The organism is Methylobacterium sp. DB0501 (assembly GCF_011043735.1).
GTDB lineage: Bacteria > Pseudomonadota > Alphaproteobacteria > Rhizobiales > Beijerinckiaceae > Methylobacterium > Methylobacterium alsaeris.
In genome coordinates, this window is sequence record NZ_JAAKGV010000018.1 from 141,039 (window position 1) to 164,981 (window position 23,943).

The following is a 23,943-nucleotide window of genomic DNA, read 5'->3' on the forward strand; positions in this document are numbered from 1 at the left end:
CGCGTGAACCTCGCCGCCCCCTTCGTCGCGCGGCCGGTCGGCACCGCGCTCATCGCGCTCGGGCTGCTGCTGGTCGGCCTCGTCGCGCTGGTCCGGCTGCCGATCGCCTCGCTGCCGAACGTCGAGCGCCCGACCATCGTGGTCCAGGCGAGCCTGCCCGGCGCCAGCGCCGACACCATCGCGACCTCGCTGGCCCAGCCGCTGGAGGACCGCCTCGGCCTGATCGCCGGCCTCACCGAGATGAGCGCCCACAGCGGGACGGGCGGCACCCAGATCGTGCTGCAATTCGCGCTCTCGAAGAGCATCGACGCCGCGGCGGGCGACGTGCTGGCGGCGATCAACGCCGCGAGCCGGGACCTGCCGCAGGGGATGCCGCGCCCGCCGGTCTACTATAAGGCCAACCCGTCGAACCTCGCGGCGATCGTGCTGGCGCTGACCTCCGACATCCTGCCGCCGAGCGAGGTCTACGAGCTTGCCGACAGCGTCGTCTCGGCCCGGCTCTCGGCCCTGCCGGGCGTCGCCCAGGTCACCGTCTCGGGGGCCGAGCGGCGGGCGGTGCGGATCCGGGTCTCGCCGCGCCTGATGGCGAACATGCAGCTCTCCCTGGAAAGCTTGCGCGCGGCGATCACCGATGCGAGCGCGAACCTGCCGAAGGGCGCGGTGACGCTGGCCGACCAGACCTGGACGCTTTCGGCCGACGACCAGCTGATCCGGGCCGAGGACTGGGCCGAGGTGATCGTCGCCTTCCGCGACGGCCGGCCGATCCGCCTCGGCGACGTCGCCGAGGTGACCGACAGCGTCATGGACACCCGGACCGCCGGCTGGTTCAACGGCGAGCGCGGCGTGGTGGTCTTCGTCCGCAAGCAGCCCGACGCCAACGTGGTCGAGACGGTGGACGCCGTGAAGGCGGCCCTGCCCGAACTCGCCCGCTGGCTGCCGCCCTCGCTCAAGGTGCACACGCTCTACGACCGCACGGTGCTGATCCGCGAATCGGTCGCGGAGGTCGCCCGCACCATCGCGATCGCGATCGGCCTCGTGATGGCGGTGGTCGGCCTGTTCCTGCGCCGGCTGGCCGCCACCCTGGTGCCGGTCGTGAGCATCCCGGTGGCGCTCGCGCTCACCGTCGCGGCGATGGCTTCGCTCGGCTACTCCCTCGACAACCTGTCGCTGATGGCGCTCACGATCGCGGTCGGCTTCGTGGTCGACGACGCGGTGATCGTCGTCGAGGCGGTGGTGCGCCTGATGGAGGAGGGCCGCTCCGCCCGTGAGGCCGCCCTGGAGGCGGCGCGCCGGATGGGCGCCACCGTCGTGGCGATCTCGGCCGCGCTCGCGGCGGCCCTGCTGCCGGTGCTGCTGATGCCCGACGTGGTCGGGCGCTACTTCCGCGAGTTCGGGCTGACGCTGGTGGCGGCGATCGCCGCCTCGGCGCTGGTCTCGCTCACCCTGGTGCCGATGCTGTGCGCGCGGCTGCCGCGGCGGGGGATTCCGGCGCGCCCGGTCAGGGCCTCCCGGGCGGCCCGCGCCTACCGGGCGAGCCTCGCCGGGTGCCTGCGCCGGCCGGGCCCGGTGCTCCTCGCCCTGGGGCTCAGCGCGGCGGGCTCGGCCGGGCTCTACGCCGCCCTGCCGAAGGGCTTCATGCCGACGCAGGATACCGGGATCCTGCAGGTGCGCACGGTCACCAGCCCGAACGTCTCCTTTTCCGCCATGGAGCGGCTGCAGCGCCAGGTCGCCCGGGCGATCCTGCAGGAGCCGGCGGTGGCGGCCCTGAGTTCCTTCATCGGCGGCAGCGGCGCGGTGCTCAGCAACGGCAACCTCTATGTCGGCTTGAAGCCCCTGGCGGCGCGGCCCGGGATCGAGGCGGTGGTCGACCGCCTGCGCGAGCGACTCGCCCGGGTGCAGGGGGTGCGCACCGTCTTCACGCCGCTGCAGGACCTCAGCCTCGGCGCCTCGGGCGGCGCGGCGCGCTATCAGTACACGCTGGTCGGCCCGGACCCGGACGCTCTGTGGACCGCCTCGGAGGCGATGCGGCGGCGCATGCGGGCGATGCCGGAGATCACCGACGTGGTGACGAGCGCCGAGCGCGCCGGGCTCGAGGCCGGTCTCGTCATCGACCGGCAGCGGGCAGCGCAGTTCGGGGTGACGCCGCGGGCGATCGACAACACCCTCTACGACGCGTTCGGCCAGCGCCAGATCGAGATGATCTACCTGCCGTCGAACTACGCCCACGTGGTGCTGGAGGTCGAGCCGGGCGCGCAGGAAAGCCCGTCGGCGCTCGCCGGCCTCTACGTGCCCGGCGCGAGCCCCGACCGGCCGCAGGTGCCGCTCTCCGAGGTGACGCGGCCGAGCCGCGGGCACGCCGCGATGTGGCTGCGCCACCTCGACGGGATGCCCGGCGTGACGCTCTCGTTCAACACCCGGCCCGGCGTGGTGATCGGCGACGCGCTGGCGGCGATCCGCGCGGCGGAAGCGGCCCTGCACTTTCCCGACGAGATCAGGACGGGCTTTCGCGGCGAGGCGGCGGAGGCGGGCAAGTCCGGGTCGCGCCAGCTGCTGCTGTTCCTCGGCGCCGTCTTCGCGATCTACGTCGTGCTCGGCGTGCTCTACGAGAGCCTGGTCCACCCGCTGACCATCCTCTCGACCCTGCCCTCGGCGGTGATCGGCGGGCTCATGGCGCTCCGGGTCACCGGCACGCCGCTGACGCTGGTCGCCTCGATCGCCTGCGTGCTCCTCGTCGGGATCGTGATGAAGAACGCCATCCTGATGGTCGACGTCGCCCTCGCGCTCCAGCGAGAGCGGGGGCTCGCGCCCCGCGACGCGATCCTGGAGGCGGCGCTCGCCCGGGCGCGGCCGATCCTGATGACCACGCTGGTGGCCGCCCTGAGCGCGGTGCCGCTGGCGCTCGGCACCGGGCCGGGGCACGAATTGCGCCAGCCGCTGGGGATCACGGCGGTGGGCGGGCTCGTCGCGTCGCAGCTGCTGACGCTGTACTCGACGCCGGTGGTCTTCGCGGTGCTGGCCGGGTTCGCGCGGGGACGGGAGACGGTCGGGGCCGGCCGTCGGCGGGTTCGGGCGTCGGCGGCCGCGGGTCGATAGGGGGCGCCGGCGCGCATCCGGGCGCGCCCGCGGTCCCGTGCGACCCTGCCTTCGGCTCCTCCGCGGCGGCGCCGGCATCCGGCGACACGCGGGCGATCGAGGCGGGGGCCGGATGCCGGGTCGCCCTTGACTGTGCGTGAATCGTGCACATATCGTGCGTGAAACAGGCAAGGCTATAGTCCCATGACCACGACCGCAGAGGTCCGCAGGGGCCACCCGAACACGCTCATCTCGCAGTTTCTGGGCGAGGTCCAGGAGCCGCGGCAATCGTACATCTCGTCCGAACGCTTCGCGGAGCGACTGGGCATGAGCAAGATGGCATTGGCCAAGGTTGCCGGTGTGCACCGCAACACATTGCACGCTAATCCGAATTCGGAACAGCTGCAGGATCGCCTCCGGGAGATCACGAAAATCCTGATGTCGGCGAGCGAATTGACCGGAGACATCGAGACCGCGACTTACTGGCTCAAGAACGAGCCCATCAAGGATTACAGAGGTAAGACGCCTATCGAGCTGGTGGCTTCCGGTCACTGTGAAGCCGTTCTGGCGTATATAGAAGATATCAAGAATGGTGCGATCGGGTGATTCTGACCTCTTTTGTCGAAGAGCGGATATTCTATCGATACTTGACCCCTCGTTGGTCGCATCAGCCGTTGAGCGGCGCGGGGGCCGCGATGAACGGGGGCCGGTTCAATCCCAAGGGAGTGTCGGCCCTCTATCTCAGCGCGGACCCGGAAACTGCCTTGGCCGAGTTGCGCCAGGACGCCTTGCTCGCACCGCCCGCGACGTTGGCGGCGTACAAGGTCATCGTCGGCGACATCGTCGATTTCGCGGGCGGATTCGACTCCGATCGATGGTCCCCGGACTGGTCGGACTGGAACTGCGACTGGAAATATATGTCCCGCATCGAGCGAAAGATGCCGCAGACATGGCGTCTGTCGAACGAGATCATCGGACAACAATGTCGCGGGCTGCTGTTCCCCTCCACGCGCAAGCCTGGCGGCACGAATCTGGTGCTGTTCAGTGATCATCTGACCCAGGCCGACAAGGTCGAGGTGCACGATCCGAACGGCGATCTGCCCCGGAATCAATTGTCCTGGAATCGAAATAGCTAACAGATAAAAATCGGAATATCGGCGACTTTCGGCGACAGCGAAATGTCGTGCGCACGAGAATTCGAGCTCGATTCTCGGTATGACCTGGCGGGCGGAAGGCGGCGCCGCTCGATGCCGTCGCGCCCCGGCATCCTTCATGCCCATCCGACGTCCCGGATCCGCACCGACGGCGACCGGTCATCGCGAACGACGGACCCGTCGCTCCGCGAGCAAGCCCCCGTAACCCCTCACCCCCGCCCCGTCATCTCCTCCCGCAACCACGCCGCCACCGCGCGCAGGTCCGGCCGGTGGCGCAGATGTGCGGCGGTCCAGAGCTGGAGGGTGTGCGGGCCGTTCGTGAAGCCGAGCGGCGCGACGAGGTGGCCGGCGGCGATCTCGTCCTCGACGAGGAGGCGGGGGGCCAGCGCCACGCCGAGGCCGCAGGCGGCGGCCTGGATCACCAGGTAGAAATGGCCGAAGCTCTCCTGCGCCGCCGCCGGAAGGTCCGGGTGCCCGATCGCCCGGGTCCATTCGGGCCAGGCCTCCGGGCGGGTCGCGGTGCCGAGCAGGCGCGCCCGCGCGACCAGCTCGTCCGGGCTCTCGATCGGCAGGCGCCGGGCGTAGTCGGGATGGCAGACCGGCCCGATCTCCTCGCGGATCAGGGTTTCGACCACCGCGTCCGGCGGGGCGCGGACCATGTCGTTGCGGATCGCCAGGCTGACCGCATCGCGGATGAAGTCGACCTCGCCGTAGCTGATGGTGAGCCGCAGCTCGATTCCCGAATGGTTGCGCTTGAACGTTTCCAGGCGGGGGATCAGCCAGCGCATCATCACGGTCGCCGAGCAGGAGAGCGTCAGCGGGCCGGGCTGTACCTGCGCCACCGCGGCCTGGATGCGGGCGAAGCTCTCGGCGAGTTCACCGGCAAGCCGCGCACCCTCCGGCGTCGGCGCGACGGCGCGGGGAAGACGCTCGACCAGCGGCAGGCCGAAAAGGTCCTCGAGCGCGCGCACCTGCCGGCTCACCGCCCCGTGGGTGACGCCGAGCTCGAAAGCCGCGGCGCTCATGCTGCCGAGGCGGGCCACCGCCTCGAAGGCACGCAGGGCGTTGAGCGGCAGGCGCGGCTTGGACACGGATCGCTCCTCGGTGATGAGAGTTTTTCTCACAGCTCCCTGCGCCGAACTCAAGTTCCGGCCGGACCGGCGCTTCGCTAGGCTAGCGCCGCATCGTCCCGGAGTGAGAGCATGATCCCTCGTTCGCCCGTCCCGGTCGCCGCCGCCCGCCGGGGCGCCTGACGATGGCTCAGCCCCCGATCCGGATCGAGGCCGATTACCTCCTCGAGACCGCGGGCGATCCCCGCCGGGTGGCGGAGACGATGGCCGGCGAGCAATCGAGCGGCACCTTCGTGCCGGTGCCCGGCGAGACGCCGGAGCTGAAGGCCCGCTCGGCCGCCCGGGTCGAGCGCCTGGACCTCCTCGACGAGCCGGTCCACAGCCCCTCGCTGCCGACCACCGCCGCGGTCGATCCGGCAGACTTGCGCCGCGCCCGCGTCACCCTGTCCTGGCCGATCGAGAATCTCGGGCCGTCGCTGCCGAACCTGCTCGCCACCGTCGCCGGCAACCTGTTCGAGCTGCGCCCGATCACCGGCCTTCGCCTCCTCGACATCCGCCTGCCGCAGGCCTTCGCCGACGCCTATCCGGGCCCGCGCTTCGGGGTCGAGGGCACGCGCCGCCTCGCGGGGGTGCAGGGCCGTCCGATCATCGGCACCATCATCAAGCCGAGCGTCGGCTTCGGGCCGGACGAGACCGCCGCCCTGGTGCGGACCCTGTGCGAGGGCGGGATCGACTTCATCAAGGACGACGAGTTGCAGGCCGACGGGCCGCATTGCCCGTTCGAGGAGCGGGCCCGCGCGGTGATGCGGGTCGTCGACGACCATGCCGAGCGGACCGGCAGGAAGGTGATGGTCGCCTTCAACCTCACCGGCGAGATCGACCGGATGCGCCGGCGCCACGACCTGGTGCGCGACCTCGGCGGCACCTGCGTGATGGCGAGCCTCAACTCGGTCGGCCTCGTCGGCATGATCGAGCTCGCCCGGATGAGCGAATTGCCGATCCACGCCCACCGCAACGGCTGGGGATACCTCACCCGGCACCCGCTGCTCGGCTGGTCCTACGTCGCCTGGCAGAAGATCTGGCGGCTCGCCGGCGCCGACCACATGCACGTCAACGGCCTCGACAACAAGTTCTCGGAGGACGACGACAGCGTCGTCGCCTCGGCCCGCACCTGCCTGACCCCGCTGTTTCCCGACAAGCCGTGCCTCGCCATGCCGGTCTTCTCCTCCGGCCAGACGGTGCGGCAGGCGCCCGGCACCTATGCGGCCCTCGGCTCGACCGACCTCATCGTCACGGCGGGCGGCGGCATCGTCGCCCATCCGGGCGGCCCGGGCGAAGGGGTGGCGGCCCTCCGCCAGGCCTGGGAGGCGGCCGTCGCCGGAATCGACCTCGCGGAGCATGCCCGCTCCCATCCGGCGCTGGCGCAGGCGCTGGAGGGCGCGGCGTGAGCGCAAGGTCCGAGACGCCCCGCCCGCTCCCCGACGGTCCCCTCGTCGCCTTCTACGGCGACGACTTCACCGGCTCCTCGGCGGCGATGGAGGTGCTGGCCTTCGCCGGGCTCGAGACCGTGCTGTTCCTCAGCACCCCCACCCCCGAGCGCCTGGCCGCCTTCGCCGGAGCCCGCGCCGTCGGCATCGCCGGGGTGGCGCGCTCGCAGCCGCCGGCCTGGATGGACCGGGAACTGCCCGGGCCGTTCCGGCTGCTCGCCTCGCTCGGCGCGCCGGTGGCGCATTACAAGGCCTGCTCGACCTTCGATTCGGCGCCGCATGTCGGTTCGATCGGCCGGGCCGCCGAGATCGGGCGCGGGATCTTCTCCGGCGACTGGATCCCGATGGTGGTCGCCGATCCCGGGATGGGACGCTACCAGAGCTTCGGCCACCTGTTCGCGATGGCCCACGGCACCGGCTACCGCCTCGACCGCCACCCGACCATGGCCCGCCACCCGGTCACGCCGATGGACGAGGCCGATCTCGGTCGCCACCTCGCCCGCCAGACCGCCCTGCCGGTCGGCCTCGTCGATTTCGTCGGGATGAAGCGGGGGGAGGGGGAGGCGGCCCTCGACCGGGCGCGGGCGGAGGGCGCGGCGATCGTCTCCCTCGACGTGCTCGATGCCGAGACCCTGGCCGAGGCCGGCCGGCTGATCTGGGAGCTGGGCGGATCCCGCGTCTTCGCCGTCGGATCCCAAGGCGTCGAGGCCGCCCTCGTCGCCCATTGGCGCGACGCCGGCCTCCTGCCGGCCGAGGCGCCGGTGCCCCGCTGCACGCCGGTGGCGCGGATCGCGGTCGTCTCCGGCTCGGTCTCGCCGGCGACCGCCGGCCAGATCGCCCACGCGCTCGGGCACGGCTTTGCCGGCATCCGGCTCGATGCGCGGCGGGTGGTCGACGCGGACGCCTTCGCGCGCGAGATCGGCCGCGCCGTGATGGAGGCCCGCGCCGCCCTGAGCGAGGGCCGCGACCCCCTGATCTACAGCGCCGCCGGCCCCGACGACCCGGCCGTGGCGTCCTTGCGCGAGGCGGTGGCGGGCGCCGGCCTCGATCCGGGCGCGGCGAGCGACCGGCTCGGGGCCGGGCTCGGGCGGGCCCTGCGGGAGATCGTGCTGGCGGCCGGCCTGACCCGGGCGGTGATCGCCGGCGGCGACACCTCGGGCCACGCCGCGATGCAACTCGGGATCGACGCGCTCACGGCGCTCAGTCCCCTCGATCCGGGCTCGCCGCTGTGCCGCGCCCACGGCCCCGATACGCCGCTCGACGGGCTCGACCTCGCCCTCAAGGGCGGGCAGGTCGGTCGGCCGGACTTCTTCCTGGCCGTCAAGCAGGGCGGCCGCGCCCCTTCGTGAGGAGACGGACACCATGCAGAGGCTCGCAGGTAAGGTCGCCCTCGTCACCGGCGCCGCCCGGGGCATCGGCTACGCCGTCGCCGCCGCCTTCGTGCGCGAGGGCGCGCGGGTCGTCGTCGCCGACGTGAACGGGGCCGGGGCGGCGGAGGCCGCGGCGAGCTTGGGCGAGGCGGCGATGCCGGTCGCGGTCGACGTCGCGAGCCCGGATTCCGTCGCCGCCCTGATGGCGGCGATCCTCGCCGCCCATGGCCGCGTCGACATCCTGGTCAACAATGCCGGGATCGGCGCCAACACGCCGTTCCTCGAGACCAGCCTCGCCGACTGGAACCGCATCCTCGGCGTGAACCTCACCGGCGCCTTCATGGTGGCGCAGGCCTGCGCCCGCGAGATGGTGCGGATCGGCGGCGGCAAGATCATCAACATCGCCTCGCTGTCGGGCCAGCGCGGCGGCAACGGCCGGGCGGCCTACGGCTCGGCCAAGGCGGGGCTCGAGCTGCTCACCAAGGTGATGGCGGTGGAGCTCGCCCGGCACCACATCAACGTCAACAACATCGCGCCGGGCGCGATCGAGACCGAGATCGCCAAGGCGATGCACGACCGCGCGACCCGCGAGGCCTACGCCGCCCGCATCCCGATGACCCGCTACGGCACGCCCGAGGAGATCGCCGACGCCGCAGTGTTCCTGTGCTCGGACGAGGCCCGCTACATCCACGGCCACACCCTCAACGTCGATGGCGGGTTTCGCGAGGCCGGGCTGATGTTCAAGACGGATTGAGTGCGTGCCGGTCGGGCGACAACGGACAGAGATCCGGCCCCGCCGTCTCTAGGTATATTTTGCAAAATTTGCTGCCCGTTTTGCGGCAAAAATCTGCGACAAAGCAACAATATAAGAGAATATTTGATTATTCTATACAGATATTAAATCCGTTTTGTCCTCCTGGGACCACGTCGCGGAGCCCGGAATCCAGACATTCGAGTGGTGGAAGATGAAGCGGAACGAGGACCGCTTCGTTCCGAGCCATCCGCGGTTCTGGATTCCCGGCTTCGCGACGCGGCCCCGGAATGACGAGGAGGGTGTGAATACTGTCGATCAGGTCAAACAGGCTCTGAGCGGACGAAGCGTTGGCCTGCCAACGCAAGTCTGCTTGGCGAACGAAACGCCGCCGCACGATCGATGCGCGCCCGCTTCAAGCGGCACGGTCCTCGCCGGGGTGCCGCCCCGTGGGTGAGATGCCGGAGGTCGTCGAGAACGGCCTTCGGCATGATTCAGTGCGCCGCCACCGCCGCCGACCACGGCGATTGCACGTCGCTGCACCCTGTCGCGCCGCTCCCGTCGACCCGGATGACATTGGGACAGGCGAAGTTGATCGGCAGGACGCCGTGCTCGACCACCGTCAGCGGACCCGCCGCCGCGAGCGCGTCGCGCACCGCGTCGGGGAGCCGTGCATCCGCCGTCGTGCCGTCCGGCCCCGAGACGTCGATGCGCGGCGCATGGGCCGCCGCCTGCGGACCCATGCCGAAATCGAGGAGGAAGGCGAGGGTCTGGTAGACGCTCGCCAGGATGCGCCGCCCGCCGGAGGCGCCGGCGGCGAGACGCGGGCCGTCGCCGTCGCGCGGCGTGACGATCACCGGGCACATGTTGCAGAGCGGGCGGGCGGCGGGCGCGATCGGGTTGGCGCTGCCGGGGCGCGGATCGAACCACATCACGCCGTTGTTCATCAGGATTCCGGTCTTCGGCAGCACCACGCGGCTGCCCATCGAGGAGAGCAACGTCGTCGTCATCGACACCAGCATCCCGTCGCGATCCACGACGGTGAGGTGCGTGGTGCAGGTCTCGCCCGGCTCCCGTGCCGATCCTTGCGCCGCGCCGAGGCCCGCCAGGCGCCGTGCATAGGCCCCCCGCATCACGGTCGAGAGCCTGGCGAACCAGGCGGCGTCCGGGCCGTCGGGCGCACGCGCCGCCCCCGCCATGCCGGCGACCACCTCCGCCAGGGTCGGCGCCGCGGTGAGGCCGCCGGCGGTGTGGACGAGATGGCCGTCGCCCCAGGCGATCGTCGGCGCGTCGCGGATCACGGCGCGGCAGCTGGCCAGGTCCTCCCGGTCCACCACCCCGCCGAGGGACGCGATGTCGGCGGCCAGGTCGCGGGCGATGCCGCCCTCGTAGAAGTCCCGCAGGCCCGCTTCCGCCAGCCGCTCCAGCGTGTCGGGCAGGCGGCCCAGCGGCAGGAAGCCGGGCGCGCCCTGGTAGGGCGGCACCGGCGGCAGGCCGCCCGGCAGGTAGATCCGCGCGCTCTCCTCGTAGAGCCGCAGCACCGGGGCCGAGGATGCGATCTTGAGGGTCGTGAACCAGTCCTGGGCGAGGCCCCGGCGGGCGAGCGCCAGGGCGGGGGCGAGGAGGCCGGCGACGGGCTCGGCCGTGCCGAACGCCTCGTGCAGGGCTGCGTAGCCGGCGACCGCGGAGGGGATGCAGAAGGAGAGCGGCCCGTGGACGTTGCGGTCGCCGACGACCTCCGGCCAGGTGAACAGGTCGCGCTTCACCGCGCCGGTCAGCGGATAATCGGCGGCGCGGGTGTTGCGGCTCGAGACGGGGCCGAAATCGACGATCCTGGCCGAGGTCGCGCCGGGCGGCAGCACCAGGGCGAAGCCGATGCCGCCGAGCCCGCTGTTCCACGGCTCCACCGCCGCGAGGGCGAAGGCGGTGGCGACGGCCGCGTCGGCGGCGTTGCCGCCGGCGGCCAGGATCGCGGCGCCCGCCTCGGCCGCCTCCCGGTTCTGGGCCACGACGAGGCCGTCCCGGCCGGAGGCGGCCGGCTTCGTCACCGTCCAGTTCTGCGTCCGGTAGGGCGCGAGGTCGTCGGCCGGCATCCTGTCTCCTCCGGTCATCCGTCGCGGCCGAGGATGGACCGGTGGAGGCCGGCCGGCAATTCCGTCGGAGGCGCCGCCCCGGGGGGCGGTGCGGCGGCCCCGGGACGGGACCCGTGCCTCACGCCTCGCCGTCGGCCTCCGACTTGCGCGGGCGGCCGCGGCGGGCCGGGGTCGCGGGCGCGGCGGTCTTCGCCTCGGCCTCGGCCTTCTGGGCGGCGGCGCGCTCGCGCCGGATCTGCCCGAGGCCCAGGCTCTTAGCGAGCTCGGAGCGCTGGGCCGCGTAGGAGGCCGCGACCATCGGGTAGTCGAAGGGCAGGCCGAACTTCTGGCGGTATTCGTCCGGCGTGTAGCCGCGCGTCGTGAGGTGCCGCTTCAGGCTCTTGTACGGCTTGCCGTCGAGGAAGCTCGTGATGTGGTCCGGCGTCACGGACTTCCGGATCTGCGCCGCAGTGACCTTGTGGTCCTCCTCCGGCACGGTCGCCGGCTGGCCGAGCCCGGTCAGCGAGGCGTGCACGGACGCGATCAGCTCGGACAGGTCCGCTGCGCGCACGTTGTTGTTGGAGACGTAGGCGCTAACGATATCACTCGTCAGCTCGATCAGAGGGGAGGTGAGGGAGGCTTGCTCGTCCATTTTCTCTTCCGATTACCAACCGCTCCCGTGATGGGCGCCAGTCCTTCCAAGGTCAACCGGCATGATTGAGCAACCCGCACATAAAATCGCCCAGACGCCCGACAAGGCGCGGGAACCCACCGTGAGACACGGGCAACCTCGGCGTTAGCGGGTCGAAAATACTGCGCGATAGCATCCTGGATACCAGGGCAGCCGGCGGTCCCGCGCGGAACCGCCGGGCGGCGGGCGCGCATCCTCTGCGGCCACGCTCGAACCGATTCCCGCGTCGGCCGTTCGCTCGCGGGGGCCTCGTGCGACGTAGCCATCCGGGAGCGGGAATCATGGAGTTCGGACGCAAGGCAGGCCGCTTCGGGCGCGTCGTCGAGGTCGGGGTACGCGGGCAGGCCCGCTACGCCCGCATGGCGAGCGGCGAGACGATCTGGTGGGGCTCGGAGGAGGACGTGCCGGATCAGGTGGCCCTGGCCGCCGCGCACGCGGCGACGGAGCGCGAGCGCGAGCGCGGGCGGGCGACGGCGTGAGCGGAGAGGGGAGGGCGGCCCGGCGAGGCCTCGGTGACGGATCGCGTGGGATTCCCCCTCCCGGGAGACGGGATCCCGCGATATCCCGTCGGTGGGCATCGTCGCGACACGAACGGTGCACGAGACGAACGCTGCAACGGGAGGAAACGCCTTGATCCACGTTCTCGCCATCATCACCACCAAGCCCGGAATGCGGGACACCGTGCTCGACGCCTTCCGGGCGAACGTGCCGGCCGTCCACGCCGAGGACGGCTGCATCGAGTACGGCGCGGCGATCGACACCGAGGGCGCCGGGCCGATCCAGGCGGCGCTCGGGCCGGACACCTTCGTGGTGGTCGAGAAATGGGCGAGCCTCGACGCCCTCAAAGCGCACGCGGCAGCGCCCCACATGGCGGCCTACGGCGCCAGGACCAAGGACCACGTCGTCTCCCGGACGATCCACGTCCTGTCGCCGGCCTGAGCGGGAGCGGGCGCCCTCACTCCTTGGGCGCCCGGACCGCGACGCCGAGCATCGCCTCGAAGGGCAGCACCATCGCGCCCTTGTCGCGGTCGCCGTGGCCGGCGCGCAAGGCCATCTGGTAGGTCGTCGTGGCGGCGGCCGTCACCGGCAGGGGGAAGCCGCGCGCCACCGAGACGTCCGCCGCGCTGACCAGGTCCTTGTAGGCCTTGCCCAGCGGATAGCCCTCGTCGAAGGCGCCCTGCAGGATCCGCGGCACGAAGTATTGCGAGGCGTAGCTGCGGCTCGTGCCGGTCGTCACCACGCGCCCCAGCCGCTCCGGATCGAGCCCCATCGCCACCGCCATCGGCAGCACCTCGGCGAGCGCCGCGATGTTGATGTCGTAGATCACGTTGTTGACGGTCTTGGTCAGCTGGCCGCTGCCGAGCGGCCCCATATGCAGCACCTCGGCGCCGATCCGGTCGAGGAGCGGCTTCATCGCCGCGAAGGTTTGGTGCGTGCCCCCGCACATCACCGTGAGCGTCCCGGCCTCGGCGCCGGCGGGGGCGCCGGAGACCGGCGCGTCGAGGAACGGGAAGCCCGCGTCCTCCAGCGCCCGGCCGATCCGCACCGCCTGGCCGTGCGCGATGGTGCTGAGATCGATCACCGTCGCGCCGGGCGCGAGACGGTCCTTGAGCCCGTCGGGGCCGAACAGCACGCTCTCGACCACGTCGCCGTCGGGCAGGCACAGGATCAGCACCTCGGCGCCCGCGACCGCGTTCCTGTCGGTCGTGACGGCGATGCCGGGCTCGGCGAGGCCCGCGACGCGGCCCGGATCGGCGTCGACCGCCACGATCGTCTCGGTGCCGGCGCCCTTGCGGGCGAGGTTGAGGACGATCGGCCATCCCATCTGGCCGAGCCCCATGACGGCGATGCGGCGGCTCATCGGGCGGGGTCCTTGTCGTCGGCGGAATCGATCCCGATCGCCTCGAGGAAGCGCGACACCATGTTGTAGGCGCCGACCGTGGCGGTGAGCTCGACGATCGCCCGCGGGTCGAGATGCTCGCGCAAGGACGCGAAGACCGCGGGCGCGACGTGGATCGTCTTCGTCATCGCGTCGCAATAGGCGAGCACCGCGCGCTCGCGCGGCGCGAAGACGTCCGAGGCCTCCCAGTCCGGCAACGCGTCGAGCTGCGCCTGGGCGACGCCCTCGCGCAGCGCAATCGGCACGTGCTGCTCGGCCTCGTAGCGGGCGCCGTTCAGATGCGCGACCTGGACGATCACCAGTTCGCGCAGCGCGCCCGGCAGCTCGCAGCGCTGGCGGATCGCCGTCAGGAAGGCCAGCCAGCCCTCGGCGACGGGCGGGCTGTGCAGCAGCATGGCGTAGAGATGCAGGATCTCGCCGCGCTCGGCGACGATGCGCTCGGCGAGCGCCGCCGTCTCCGGCCGGGCCGGATCGGCATAGGGAATACGAGCCACGATTCGGGGGTCTCCTTGCAGGGATCTCTTCGGCGGATCGGACCGGGGCTATTTCAGCGCCTCCTGCAGGAACCCCACCACGGCCGCCCTCGCCTCCGCCGTGGTCTGCGGGTTGTGGCCGGTATGGGCGCCGGTGGCGACGCACGGATCCTTGAGGCTGTAGGCCTCGCCGGTCGCGGCGTTCACGATCGTGCCGCCCGGCCCTTCCTTGAGCCGGCAATTGCGCGTGCTCTGCGCCTTCGGCACGTCGACGAGCGGCGGGCTCGTCGGGGTGTCGAAGCTGTGCTGCGAGTCCGGATACTCGGTCAGGGTCACGTCGGCCCCCGCCTGCCTGAGCCGCGCCGCGTAGTCCCGGCACGGGCCGATGCTGACGTAATCGTCGCTGATGCCGTGGAACAGCCGGATGGGCGCCGGGCCGACCTTGGTGTCGCCGTCATAGGTCACGTTGCAGGGCGTGTAGAACCCGATATGGGCCGCGAAGCGGTGGGGACCGCCATAGGCGGCCTGGAACCGCGCGGCGGCCGAGTAGACCGAGGCGACCGCGCCCTTCGAGAAGCCCATCACGGCGATGCGGTCGGGCTTCACCCGCGGATGGGCGGCCAGGAGGTCCAGCGCCCGGTAGGCGTCGACCATCATCGCCAGGGAGCTCAGCTGGTCCTGGTTCTCGACGGTGCTGACGATGCCGCGTCCGGTGAACGTGTCGAGGATGAAGGCGCCGAGGCCCGCCTCGTTGAGCACCCGCGCCCAGGCATCGGCGCCGGAGCTGATCCCGCCGGAGCCGTGGACCAGGACGACCACCGGCACCTTCGCGGGCGCGCCGACCGGCAGCCGCAACTCGCCGCCGAGCAGCACCTCGCGCCCCGGCGCCCCGCCGCGCAGGAATTCCTCCCCGGTCAGGGTCCGGCTCCTGACCGCATGGACCTCGATCCGCCCCGGCAGGGGCGAGGCGGCCTGGGCGGCCGGCGCCGCGGCGGCGCAACCGGCCAGAAGGGCGGCCCGCGCGAGGGCCATGGGCGTGATCGAGACCCGCATCGTATCCTCCCGGCAGCGAACTTCTTGTGAGCGCTTTTCGTCCGGCCCAGCTTGCATTGCGGCGCGGGCGCGTCAACGACGGAGGGGGGCGGCTCAACGACCATTCCTCCCCATCCCGGACCTCTCCCATGTCCACCCCCACCCTGAAGCAGATCCGCTTCTTCGTCGCCGCGGTGGATTGGGGCAGCCTGTCCCGGGCTGCGGCGCATCTCAACGTGGCGCAGCCGGCGCTGAGCCAGCAGATCGCCCAGCTCGAAGCCACCTTGAGGAACCCGCTCCTCAGCCGCACGGCGCGGGGCGTGCATCCGACCGAGGCGGGCCAGCGCTTCTACCGCCATGCCCGCACGATCCTGCGCCAGGTCGACGGGGCGGTCGCCGACCTCACCGGGCCGGAGCCGGTGATCGGCCGGGTGGCGATCGGGCTGCCGACCAGCGTCTCGACCCTGCTGGCCTACCCGCTGCTCGGCCGGATCCTGCGCGACTATCCGGGCATCCGGCCGGAACTGTTCGAGAGCCTGTCGGGCTACCTGCACGAACTGATCGCCCAGCGCCGGCTCGAACTGGCGATCCTTTACCGCGACCGTTCCGGGCCGGGGCTGACCGTGCAGCCGGTGCTGCGCGAGGAACTCTTCCTCGTGACCAGGGCGGACCCGGACGCCCCCGCCACCATCACCATGCGGGAGGTCGCGAGCCTGCCCCTGGTGATGCCGAGCCCGACCCACACCCTGCGCACGATGGTGGAGGCGGCCTTCGCCCGCGAGGGCCTGTCGCTCACCGTGATCGCCGACGTCGACAGCCTGCCGACCATGCGCCGCATCGCCGCCTCGGGGCTGGCCGCCGCCATCCTGCCGATCTCGGGGCTCTCGGGGCTCGACGAGGCGGCCCGGCCGGGGATGATCCGCATCGTCGAGCCGACGATCACCCGTCCGCTGGGCCTGTGCTACGCCGCCGACCAACCCCTCGCCGGCCCCGCCGCCCTCGTCGCCGACCTGATGGTGGCGGAGATGCGCCGGCTCGTCGAGGACGGCGCCTGGGGCAACGCGGTTCTCGTGTGAGACGACGTCCGGACGATCCCTTCCGGACGTCGCCTCACCGGCCCGCGCGGCAGAGGGGAGCCGGCGCTCGATTTCGAGGGATTCTACGCCGGACAGCTCCGCGCGGGCGGAAGGAGAAGAGACCCCCGCGCCTCGGACCGATCCGCGAACGCATCGGTCGACGGGGGTCGAGGGACGTCCCTCCCTCACCCCATCAACCGCACCAACGCCCCCATCGCCGCCTGCCCTTCCCGCGTCTCGAACGTGTCGGCGAACCGGGTGGCGAAGCTCGCGACCGAACTCGTGATCCCGCCCGCCGCCTCGATCTCCCGCAGGGCCGCCGCCTCGGTGCGGTCGGAGAAGCCGCCGCTCGCGTCGAGGAGCACGTGCACGTCGAGGCCTGCCGCCCGGGCCGCGAGGGCGGCGTGGAGGACCACCACCTCGCTCGCCACCCCGGCGATCGCCAGGACGCGCCGGCCGGTGCCCAGGAGCGCCTCGCGGCTGGGAGCGTGGGCGAAGACCGCGGGACCGCCGCGCGTCAGGACCGGGATGTCCGGCAGGACGGCGGTGATCTCGGCGATCGGCCGGGGATCGTCGGTGCCGAACGGCACCACCGAGGCGAAGGCCGGCAGGCCGAGGTCGCGGGCGACGCCCGCGAGCGCCCCGGCCGACTTGCGCAAGCGCGCCTCGTCGGTGGTGGCGGCGTGGCCGACGATGCTGTCCTGGAGGTCGGCGAAGAGCACGGCGACGTCGGCGGGAACGAGCTGGGGCATGGGATCTTCCGTGCTGGGCGGCGCGAGCGCGCCGGCAATGTGCCTCGAAGCCGCCGCGGGGCGCCCCGGTTCCATCGGGCCGGCCCCGGGAGCGGGGCGCCCCCGGGGCCGGCTCTTCGGCTCACGCCGCGGCGCGGGCGCCCGGTGCGCCGGCGATCTCGCGCAGCACCTCCTCGGTGTCGGCGACGCGGCCCCACAGGCGGGAGAAGCCGCGCAGGGTCGCCTCCTGCATCGCTTCGCTGCAGGTGCCGGTGGCGTCCGACACCATCACCACCCCGAAGCCCCGGTCCGAGGCCTCCCGCGCGGTGGTCTCGACGCAGTTGTTGGTCGAGACCCCGGTGACGACGATCGTCTCGATGCCGAGCGAGCGCAGCACGCCCTCGATGCCCGTCGACGCGAAGGCGCCCTGGGTGCGCTTGTTGATCACGAGCTCGCCGGGACGCGGCTTGAGGGCGTCGACGATCTCATGCTCCCGGGTGCCGACCGTGTTGTTGGTGGCTCGAAAGAACGCCGCGGTGCTCGGCGGCGCGTCGGAGAAGTCCGGCAGCTCGCAGCCGAGGGTGACGTGGACGATTCGCGCGCCGGCCTGCCGGAAGCCGTCGAGCAGCCGGCGCGTGTTGGGCACCACCACCTGCTCGACGCGGTCGAACCGGTAGGCGGCTTCGTGCAGCCGTCCCTCGCGGGAAAGCAGCGCGCCGAGGCCGTGGTCGCGGCTGCCGGAGGCGTATTGCAGATCGACCGGGACCAGGGCGGTGCGGCGCGGATCGATGGCGACCTTGCGGGTGAAGAGATCGACGTAGGAGGGATGCATGGGGAATATCTCCTGGAAGGAACCGGGTCAGGCGAGGCGGCCGCGGGCGAGGCCGCGGAGGGGCCGGGGCCCGCCCTCGCTCTCGGCCTCCTCGAGGGAGCTGGCCCGCATCTCGACCGGCAGGAGCAGGACGCTGACGGCGAGGAGCGCCAGCACGCTCACCACCATCCCGACGACGCCCGAGACGCCGAAGGCGGTGAACAGCCAGACCACCGCGTACGGCATGGTGATCGAGGCGAGGCGGCCGCAGGCATTGGCAAAGCCCCCGCCGCGCAGGCGCAGGGCCGTCGGGAAGAGTTCCGGCCCGTAGGAGTAGAACGCCACCGCGACCAGGAAGTAGATCGCGCTCACCAGCCCGAACCCGACCGCCGTCACCGCCGCCGGATCGGTCATCTGCGGGTAGAGGAGGGCGAACAGCCCGACCACCGCGCAGGCGCCGACCATCGAGGCCTTGCGCGGCAGGCGATCCGCCAGGAGGAAGCCGACCAGGGCGCCGAACGGCCCGCCGACCGTCATCAGGGTGGTGAAGCCGAGCGACTGGACCACCGACAGGCCCTGCTTGACCATGAAGGTCGGGATCCAGGCGATCATGCCGTAGACCGCGATGTTGATCGCCACGTGCGAGAGCGCCGCCACGAAGGTGCGCCCGCCGAGCGCCCGCGAGAACAGCGCCCGCATCGGCATCTCGGGCTGGCGCAGGTCGCGGGTGACCGGCACCGCCGGGAGCGGGCCTCTCTCGGCCGCCACCTCGGCCTCGATCGTCGCCAGCGCGGCTTCCGCCTCGTCGAGCCGGCCGCGGGATTCGAGCCAGCGGGGCGATTCCGGCATCTGCTTGCGCAGGATCCAGACCCCGAAGGCGCCGATCCCGGCGAGCACGAACATCACCCGCCAGCTGAACTGGGGGATCAGGAAGTAGCCGGCCGCGTTGGCGGCGGGCAGCCCGACATTGATCAGCATGCCGAGCAGCGCGCCCCAGCGCCCGCGATGCGAGGGCGGGATGAACTCGCACAGGGTTCCGGCCGCCACCACCAGCTCGGCCCCGAGCCCGATGCCCATCACGAAGCGGCAGAGCGTCAGGACCGTGATGTTGGGAGCAAAGCACGCGGCGAGCGAGGCGAGGCCGAAGATCGCGAGGTTGGTCTGGTAGGAGAAGCGCCGGCCGTAGCGGTCGCCGAGATAGCCGGAGCTGGCGGCGCCGATCAGCATGCCGAAGAAGCCGCTGGAGACGAACAGCGCCCCCTGCGGCAGGGTGGCGAAGCCGTCCTTGACGAGCGCCGCCACGACGCTGCTGGCGAGGTAGACGTCGAAGGCATCGACGAAGCCGCCGGCGGCGATCAGCCAGAGCATCCGCCAGTGGAAGCGCGAGACCGGGAGACGGTCGAGCCGCGCCCCCGCATTGACGATGTGGGCCATGGGGTTTCCTCCGGGTGACGCGGCCTTTGGCGGCCGTCGTTGTTCGGTTCGATCGCGGGACTTGCTCGGAGCCGGGGAGCCGGCTTGCGGTGGGATGACCCGGGACGTCGGCCGGGCCCGCCTCAATGCCTGGCGAGAAACCCGAGCAGCGCGTCGGCGAACTCGGCCTTGCGCTTCGATCCGGCGATGACGTGGGCGGCGAGCGGCATGTCGAGCCCCTCGGCGTTCGGGATCGCCGCCTCGATCGGCTTCGTCGTGCGCGGCCCCGTCACCTGGTCGAGGCCGGCATGCTGGACGAGGGTGGGGGCCCGGATGGCGCCCGCCCGGTCGCGGGCGTCGTGGTTCAGGCAGGCCTCGATCAGGCGGGCATGGGCCGGGACGCGGCCGTTGAGCTCGCTCCAGACGCCGTGCTCGCCGAGCAGCCGGTCGATGGTGCGGGCGTAGTAATCCGGCTCGAAGGAGAGCAGCGAGACGACCTTCTGGAAGGTCAGGAAGCCGGATTCGGCGTGGACGTCGAGGAGCATCCGCAGCTGGTCGGCGAGGAAGCGGTCGACCGCGATCCAGGCGCCGGTATTGACCATCGAGCGGGCAAGCTCCGGCCGGCGGATCGCCACCTCCTGCATGATGCAGGCGCCCATCCCGATCAGCCCGACGAGGTGGGCCCGCTCGATCCCGAGATGCTGCGACAGCCCGATCACGTCCTCGGCGTAGAGGGCGGTGGTGGCCGGGACCGCGAGGTCGTCGTCGGACTCGCCGATGCCGCGATGGTCGAAGATCACCACGCTGTAGCGCTCGGCGAGGCCCTGGGGCAGGTGGCGCTCGCCGCCGTGGCAGAAGGTGCCCCAGCCGCCCGACAGGATCACGGGCTCGCCCGTGCCGTGGACCTCGTAGTGCATCCGGTGGCCGTTGATCGTCGCGCTCGGCATGGGGCGTCGTCCTCCATCAGGGTGGGTGTCAGGCAACGGGCTCGCCGGAGAGGATCGCGTCGGTGTGCTCACCGAGCGCCGGCTCGCGCAGGCGGGGCTCCGGCGGCTCGTCGCGGAAGCGGATCGCCGGGGCGACGTGGCGCCGGCCAGCCGCGTCGGTGAGGATCATGCCGCGGGCGAGCGCGTGCTCGTCGGAGAGGGCTTCCGGCAGGGTCTTCACGGGGGCGAAGCACACGTCGAGCGGCCGGAACCACTCGACCCACTCGGCCTGCGTCCGTGTCAGGAAGACCTCGCGCAGGTATGAGATCAGCGGCGCCTGGTGCGGCCCGGGGCCCGCCTCGCAGAGCGGCACGAGGTCGAGGCGGCCGAGCTTGCCGAGCAGGGTGCGGACGAACTTGATCTCCTGGCCGCCGAGGACGACGTGGCGGCGATCGGCGGTCTCGTAGACCTGGTAGAAGGCCGAGCCGCCCATGCTGCGCTCGTGCTTCGGATTCGGGTGGCGGTTCTCCGCGAGGGCCGGGCCGAGCACGTTCGGCATCGAGGCGAGCACGCTCTCGTGCATCGAGACGTCGATGTAGTCGCCCCGCCCGGTCTGCTGCCGGCGCAGCAGCGCCATCAGCACGCCCGAGAGCGCGTGGAGCGAGGCCAGCATGTCGGCGGCCGGGATGCCGGGGATCGCCGGGGCATCGTCGCGCCCGAGCGTGATGCCGATCGAGCCGGCCAGCGCCTCGGTGGCGAGGTCGTGGGCCGGCACGCCGGCATAGGGCCCGGTCTGCCCGAAGGCACTGATCGCGCAGTAGACGATGCCGGGATTGCGCGCCCGCACCGCGTCGTAATTCACCCCGAGGCGCTTCACCACGCCGGGCCGGAAGGTCTCGACGAAGACGTCGGCCTCCTCGCACAGGCGCAGCAGCGCCTCGCGCCCCTCGTCCGACTTGAGGTCGAGGACGACGCTGCGCTTGCCGCGGTTGACGTTGCGGAAGAATACCGTCGAGGGCCCGTCCGCCGGGCCGATGGCGCGGCCGGGATCGCCCTCGCCGGGCGGCTCGACCTTGATGACCTCGGCGCCGTGATCGGCCAGCACCATGGTCAGGTACGGCCCGGGCAGGAACACCGAGAGGTCGACGACCTTGAGACCGGCGAGCTTCATGCCACGGCCTCCGGCGCCGTTCCGAGGATGTCGTGGGTATCCGCCCCGAGCGGGCTGCAGGCGGCCGGCACCGGCCGGACTCCGTCGATCTTCAGCGGGTTGGCGAGCACCCGCAGGCCCGGCCGCGCCGGATGGTCGATCCGGGCGATCATGCCGGCTTCGGCCACGAAGGGGTTGGCGAGCGCCTGCGCCACGTCGTGGACCGGCGCCACCGGCAGGCGGCCGGACAGGATCTCGAGCCAGGCCTGCGTCGGCCGGGTCGAGAACACGTCGTCGAGCGCGGCCGTCAGCGCGTCCCGGTTGTCGCGGCGGGCGCCCGCGCTGGAAAAGCGCGGATCGGCGGCGAGGTCCGGGCGGCCGAGCCCGGCGACGAGCGCGTCCCAGAACTTGTCCATCATGCAGCCGACGAAGATCCAGCCGTCGGCGGTGCGCAGGGTCTGGACCGGCGTGCGGGCGAGGTGCGAGCCCCGCGGCAGCCGCGCCGGCACCTCGCCCTCGTTGAGGTGCCAGGTCCCCGGATAGGTGAGCTGGTGCAGGGCGACGTCGAACAGGCAGGTATCGACGTCGCAGCCCCGCCCCGTGGCGCGGGCCCGGATCACCGCGGCGAGCAGCCCGGTGATGCCGGTAATCCCGGTCATGAAGTCGATCATCGACACGCCCATCCGGGCGGGCGGCCCGTCCGGCTCGCCGGTCAGGCTCATCAGCCCGGCCTCGGCCTGCATCAGGAAATCGTAGCCCGGCCAGTCGCGGCGGGCGTTGTCGCGGCCATAGGCCGAGATGTGCAGGCACACGATCCGCGGGTTGGCCGCCTGCAGGCTCGCGTAGTCGATCCCGAGCTTGTCCGGCTGGTCGCCGCGCAGGTTGTTGATGACCGCGTCGGCACCCGCCACCAGCCGCCGGAAGGTCTCCTTCCCGGCCGGGCTCTTGATGTCGAGGGCGATGCTCTTCTTGTTGAGGTTGAAGGTCTGGAAATACTGGCTGTCGTTCTCGCCGAGCAGGTGCGGGCCCATCTGGCGCGAGGCGTCGCCGCCGGTGGCGGCGTTCTCGACCTTGATCACCTCGGCGCCGAGATCGGCCAGGAACATCGAGCCGTAGGGGCCGGCGCCGAACTGCTCGAAGGTGAGCACCCGGAGGCCGGCGAGCGGCCCGTCGGCGGGGGCCGGCGATCGTCCCGGCCGTGCGGCGGAATGGCGGGCCTCATGGCCGGCGTCATGGCGGGCATCTGGCACCGCGCTCCTCCCCATTTGTTTGTATGTCCGTACAAATGAGCACTCACAGGCGGGCCTGTCAATCGGCGCGCGCCTGTCGCGGTGACGGGCGCGGGCGGCTTCCGATAAGGTTCGGGTCAGGGCGCCGCCGGCGCGACGCGAGGACCACGGGATGCGCCGTCGCCCGCCGAGCTTGCAGGATCCGGGCTGGCGGCTCGCCCTGTTCGCGCTGCTCTACCTCTACCAGGGCGTCGTCGCCGGTTTCGCGCTGACGGCGCTCGCCAACCATTTCGCGGCGGCGGGGTCCTCCACCGCGGAGGTCGGCCGCCACCTCGCCGTCGTCGGCCTGCCCTGGGTGCTCCAGCCGCTGCTCTGGGGGCCGGTGATCGACCGGGCCGCATCCCGGCGCATGGGGTCGCGCCGCTTCTGGCTCGTTCTGGCGCTGGCCTGCGCGCAGGCGTGCCTTGCCGGGCTGCTCGTCCTCGGCGTTTCGCCGAGCCTCACGGCGGTGAGCGTCGTGCTCCTCCTGCACAGCCTGGCCGCGTCGCTGGCCGACACCGCCACCGACCGGATGATCGCCGGCAGCGTCCCCGCCGATGCGCTGGGGCGCACCAGCGCGGCGACGCGGGCGGGCTTCGTGACCGGCAGCGCGGCGGGTGCCGCTCTCTTCGCCTGGATCCTCGGGGCCTGGGGCTTTCCGGCGGCGGCCGCGGCGCTCCTCGGGCTCACCACGCCCTTCGCCCTCGCGGCCTTCGTGGTGCGCGAGACGCCGGAGGACCGGTTGCTACCGCTCCGCCGGGCCGGGCCGGCACCTCTCCCGGGGCGGGGCGGGATGGTGGAGACGACGGCCTTCGCGCGCCGGCTCCTGGCGTCGTTCCGCGGCCGCAAGGCGGCGACCCTGCTGGCGTTGTGCTTTTCCGTCGATGCCGGGCTCGCCCTGTTCCAGGTGCCCTTCGGGGTCGCACTGGTGCAGGTCCATGGCTGGGAGGCCGGCGCGCTCTCGCGCCTCCAGGCGATGCTGGCGCTCCTCGGCGGCACGCTCGGGGCGGCCGGCATCGGCGCCTATGTCGACCGCGTCGGCCCGGGGCGGGCCTTGCGGGTGCTGCTGCTGGCTTGCGCTGCGGCGTTCGGGCTCGCCGGGCTCATGATCGCGGCGGGATGGGAGGCCGCGACGGGGCCGTTCATCCTCGGGCTTGCGAGCGTCGTGCCGGCGCTCCTCTACGTCGCCCTGCTGCCCGCGGTGCTGCTGGCGAGCCGCGCCGGCAGCAGCACCGCCACGCAGTTCCAGGTCTACATGGCGGCGATGAATCTCGGCGACGTCGCCGGCTCAGGGTTCGCCGGCGTGGTCGCCTCGGTGGTCGCGCCGGGCGTCGTCGCGCTCGGCGTCGCGGGGCTTTTCGTGGGCTGCGCGTGGGCAGCGGGCTCCGGGTCGCCTGTCACATCGACGGCATCGCCGAGCGGCCGTGCTGGACGAGCGGACGACCCGTCATAAGCTCCCCCTGTCCCGGATCTCCTGCCGCCGACGCTTCGGTCGT

At 72.2% G+C, this 23,943-nt stretch carries 22 protein-coding genes; 10 read left to right on the top strand and 12 right to left on the bottom strand.

The features are described 5' to 3' along the window. The first annotated feature begins 3 nt into the window (after positions 1-3). The 3 genes from G4G93_RS24520 (at position 4) to G4G93_RS24530 (ending at position 4,208) form a co-directional block, all read left to right on the top strand. Entirely contained in the window at positions 4-3,093 is a 3,090-nt protein-coding gene (locus G4G93_RS24520) for an efflux RND transporter permease subunit (protein WP_165088244.1), read from the top strand. A gap of 183 nt (positions 3,094-3,276) precedes the next feature. Beyond that, on the top strand, positions 3,277-3,678 hold the full coding sequence (locus tag G4G93_RS24525) for an antitoxin Xre/MbcA/ParS toxin-binding domain-containing protein (RefSeq protein ID WP_165088247.1): 402 nt from the start codon (positions 3,277-3,279) through the stop codon (positions 3,676-3,678). Then, positions 3,675-4,208: an RES family NAD+ phosphorylase gene (locus G4G93_RS24530; protein ID WP_165088250.1), complete on the top strand. Its 534-nt coding sequence runs from the start codon at positions 3,675-3,677 to the stop codon at positions 4,206-4,208. Before G4G93_RS24525 ends, G4G93_RS24530 begins: the two co-directional genes overlap by 4 nt. A gap of 227 nt (positions 4,209-4,435) precedes the next feature. Here G4G93_RS24530 and G4G93_RS24535 read toward each other — a convergent pair whose 3' ends face one another. After that, a complete protein-coding gene (locus G4G93_RS24535) occupies positions 4,436-5,317 on the bottom strand; it encodes a LysR substrate-binding domain-containing protein (protein WP_165088253.1) in 882 nt (293 codons plus the stop codon). Positions 5,318-5,481: 164 nt separating this feature from the next. On the opposite strand from G4G93_RS24535, the gene G4G93_RS24540 reads away from it, so the two are divergent. Genes G4G93_RS24540 through G4G93_RS24550 form a run of 3 tightly spaced genes read left to right on the top strand, consistent with a single transcriptional unit; the run spans position 5,482 to position 8,907 of the window. Continuing rightward, on the top strand, positions 5,482-6,744 hold the full coding sequence (locus G4G93_RS24540) for a ribulose-bisphosphate carboxylase large subunit family protein (protein WP_165088256.1): 1,263 nt from the start codon (positions 5,482-5,484) through the stop codon (positions 6,742-6,744). After that, on the top strand, positions 6,741-8,132 hold the full coding sequence (locus G4G93_RS24545) for a four-carbon acid sugar kinase family protein (RefSeq protein WP_312892257.1): 1,392 nt from the start codon (positions 6,741-6,743) through the stop codon (positions 8,130-8,132). Before G4G93_RS24540 ends, G4G93_RS24545 begins: the two co-directional genes overlap by 4 nt. A gap of 13 nt (positions 8,133-8,145) precedes the next feature. Continuing rightward, a complete protein-coding gene (locus tag G4G93_RS24550) occupies positions 8,146-8,907 on the top strand; it encodes an SDR family NAD(P)-dependent oxidoreductase (protein ID WP_165088259.1) in 762 nt (253 codons plus the stop codon). A gap of 491 nt (positions 8,908-9,398) precedes the next feature. Here G4G93_RS24550 and G4G93_RS24555 read toward each other — a convergent pair whose 3' ends face one another. Both G4G93_RS24555 and G4G93_RS24560 read right to left on the bottom strand, forming a co-directional pair. After that, positions 9,399-10,997: a gamma-glutamyltransferase gene (locus tag G4G93_RS24555; protein ID WP_206289997.1), complete on the bottom strand. Its 1,599-nt coding sequence runs from the start codon at positions 10,995-10,997 to the stop codon at positions 9,399-9,401. A 118-nt stretch (positions 10,998-11,115) separates the two neighbouring features. Then, a complete protein-coding gene (locus G4G93_RS24560) occupies positions 11,116-11,628 on the bottom strand; it encodes a MucR family transcriptional regulator (RefSeq protein ID WP_165088264.1) in 513 nt (170 codons plus the stop codon). 320 nt (positions 11,629-11,948) lie between these two features. Between G4G93_RS24560 and G4G93_RS24565 the strand changes: the two genes are divergently transcribed. Both G4G93_RS24565 and G4G93_RS24570 read left to right on the top strand, forming a co-directional pair. Then, positions 11,949-12,146 (top strand): hypothetical protein, encoded by a 198-nt coding sequence (locus G4G93_RS24565; RefSeq protein WP_165088266.1) that lies wholly within the window; start codon positions 11,949-11,951, stop codon positions 12,144-12,146. Positions 12,147-12,297: 151 nt separating this feature from the next. Further along, positions 12,298-12,606, top strand: a complete 309-nt coding sequence (locus tag G4G93_RS24570; protein ID WP_165088269.1) for a putative quinol monooxygenase — start codon at positions 12,298-12,300, stop codon at positions 12,604-12,606. A gap of 16 nt (positions 12,607-12,622) precedes the next feature. Here the strand turns inward: G4G93_RS24570 and G4G93_RS24575 are convergent, their stop codons facing one another. The 3 genes from G4G93_RS24575 to G4G93_RS24585 are packed head-to-tail and all read right to left on the bottom strand — an operon-like array spanning position 12,623 to position 15,093. Then, positions 12,623-13,528 carry an NAD(P)-dependent oxidoreductase gene (locus G4G93_RS24575; RefSeq protein WP_165088271.1) on the bottom strand — a complete coding sequence of 302 codons (906 nt, stop codon included), beginning with the start codon at positions 13,526-13,528 and terminating at the stop codon, positions 12,623-12,625. Next, on the bottom strand, positions 13,525-14,061 hold the full coding sequence (locus tag G4G93_RS24580) for a carboxymuconolactone decarboxylase family protein (RefSeq protein ID WP_165088274.1): 537 nt from the start codon (positions 14,059-14,061) through the stop codon (positions 13,525-13,527). The genes G4G93_RS24575 and G4G93_RS24580 overlap by 4 nt, the downstream gene beginning before the upstream one ends. 48 nt (positions 14,062-14,109) lie before the next feature. After that, positions 14,110-15,093: a dienelactone hydrolase family protein gene (locus G4G93_RS24585; RefSeq protein WP_246736988.1), complete on the bottom strand. Its 984-nt coding sequence runs from the start codon at positions 15,091-15,093 to the stop codon at positions 14,110-14,112. A gap of 128 nt (positions 15,094-15,221) precedes the next feature. On the opposite strand from G4G93_RS24585, the gene G4G93_RS24590 reads away from it, so the two are divergent. After that, positions 15,222-16,148, top strand: a complete 927-nt coding sequence (locus tag G4G93_RS24590; protein ID WP_165088277.1) for a LysR substrate-binding domain-containing protein — start codon at positions 15,222-15,224, stop codon at positions 16,146-16,148. Positions 16,149-16,333: 185 nt separating this feature from the next. On the opposite strand, the gene G4G93_RS24595 is transcribed toward G4G93_RS24590, so the two are convergent. The 6 genes from G4G93_RS24595 to G4G93_RS24620 form a co-directional block, all read right to left on the bottom strand. Continuing rightward, positions 16,334-16,900 carry an isochorismatase family protein gene (locus tag G4G93_RS24595; protein WP_165088279.1) on the bottom strand — a complete coding sequence of 189 codons (567 nt, stop codon included), beginning with the start codon at positions 16,898-16,900 and terminating at the stop codon, positions 16,334-16,336. Between the two features lie 121 nt (positions 16,901-17,021). Continuing rightward, complete coding sequence (locus tag G4G93_RS24600) at positions 17,022-17,711, bottom strand: cysteine hydrolase family protein (protein WP_165088282.1); 690 nt, start codon at positions 17,709-17,711, stop codon at positions 17,022-17,024. A gap of 27 nt (positions 17,712-17,738) precedes the next feature. Beyond that, positions 17,739-19,124 (bottom strand): MFS transporter, encoded by a 1,386-nt coding sequence (locus tag G4G93_RS24605; RefSeq protein WP_165088285.1) that lies wholly within the window; start codon positions 19,122-19,124, stop codon positions 17,739-17,741. Between the two features lie 122 nt (positions 19,125-19,246). Then, positions 19,247-20,050 carry an alpha/beta fold hydrolase gene (locus tag G4G93_RS24610; protein WP_165088288.1) on the bottom strand — a complete coding sequence of 268 codons (804 nt, stop codon included), beginning with the start codon at positions 20,048-20,050 and terminating at the stop codon, positions 19,247-19,249. Between the two features lie 28 nt (positions 20,051-20,078). Next, entirely contained in the window at positions 20,079-21,200 is a 1,122-nt protein-coding gene (locus tag G4G93_RS24615) for a CaiB/BaiF CoA-transferase family protein (protein ID WP_165088290.1), read from the bottom strand. Then, the gene (locus G4G93_RS24620; protein WP_206289998.1) at positions 21,197-22,429 is read right to left on the bottom strand and encodes a CaiB/BaiF CoA-transferase family protein; all 1,233 of its coding nucleotides are present in this window, start codon (positions 22,427-22,429) and stop codon (positions 21,197-21,199) included. The genes G4G93_RS24615 and G4G93_RS24620 overlap by 4 nt, the downstream gene beginning before the upstream one ends. A gap of 151 nt (positions 22,430-22,580) precedes the next feature. Between G4G93_RS24620 and G4G93_RS24625 the strand changes: the two genes are divergently transcribed. Then, the gene (locus tag G4G93_RS24625) at positions 22,581-23,900 is read left to right on the top strand and encodes an MFS transporter (protein ID WP_165088296.1); all 1,320 of its coding nucleotides are present in this window, start codon (positions 22,581-22,583) and stop codon (positions 23,898-23,900) included. Positions 23,901-23,943: the final 43 nt, after the last annotated feature.

What these genes read in the sequence shown, in the direction of transcription:
- G4G93_RS24525 (WP_165088247.1), top strand. Translation starts at nt 3,277, where the DNA reads ATGACCACGACCGCAGAGGTCCGCAGGGGCCACCCGAACACGCTCATC.
- G4G93_RS24605 (WP_165088285.1), bottom strand. Translation starts at nt 19,124, where the DNA reads ATGGCCCACATCGTCAATGCGGGGGCGCGGCTCGACCGTCTCCCGGTC.
- G4G93_RS24565 (WP_165088266.1), top strand. Translation starts at nt 11,949, where the DNA reads ATGGAGTTCGGACGCAAGGCAGGCCGCTTCGGGCGCGTCGTCGAGGTC.
- G4G93_RS24595 (WP_165088279.1), bottom strand. Translation starts at nt 16,900, where the DNA reads ATGCCCCAGCTCGTTCCCGCCGACGTCGCCGTGCTCTTCGCCGACCTC.
- G4G93_RS24610 (WP_165088288.1), bottom strand. Translation starts at nt 20,050, where the DNA reads ATGCCGAGCGCGACGATCAACGGCCACCGGATGCACTACGAGGTCCAC.
- G4G93_RS24625 (WP_165088296.1), top strand. Translation starts at nt 22,581, where the DNA reads ATGCGCCGTCGCCCGCCGAGCTTGCAGGATCCGGGCTGGCGGCTCGCC.
- G4G93_RS24540 (WP_165088256.1), top strand. Translation starts at nt 5,482, where the DNA reads ATGGCTCAGCCCCCGATCCGGATCGAGGCCGATTACCTCCTCGAGACC.
- G4G93_RS24615 (WP_165088290.1), bottom strand. Translation starts at nt 21,200, where the DNA reads ATGAAGCTCGCCGGTCTCAAGGTCGTCGACCTCTCGGTGTTCCTGCCC.
- G4G93_RS24550 (WP_165088259.1), top strand. Translation starts at nt 8,146, where the DNA reads ATGCAGAGGCTCGCAGGTAAGGTCGCCCTCGTCACCGGCGCCGCCCGG.
- G4G93_RS24600 (WP_165088282.1), bottom strand. Translation starts at nt 17,711, where the DNA reads ATGCATCCCTCCTACGTCGATCTCTTCACCCGCAAGGTCGCCATCGAT.
- G4G93_RS24585 (WP_246736988.1), bottom strand. Translation starts at nt 15,093, where the DNA reads ATGCGGGTCTCGATCACGCCCATGGCCCTCGCGCGGGCCGCCCTTCTG.
- G4G93_RS24560 (WP_165088264.1), bottom strand. Translation starts at nt 11,628, where the DNA reads ATGGACGAGCAAGCCTCCCTCACCTCCCCTCTGATCGAGCTGACGAGT.
- G4G93_RS24555 (WP_206289997.1), bottom strand. Translation starts at nt 10,997, where the DNA reads ATGCCGGCCGACGACCTCGCGCCCTACCGGACGCAGAACTGGACGGTG.
- G4G93_RS24575 (WP_165088271.1), bottom strand. Translation starts at nt 13,528, where the DNA reads ATGAGCCGCCGCATCGCCGTCATGGGGCTCGGCCAGATGGGATGGCCG.
- G4G93_RS24590 (WP_165088277.1), top strand. Translation starts at nt 15,222, where the DNA reads ATGTCCACCCCCACCCTGAAGCAGATCCGCTTCTTCGTCGCCGCGGTG.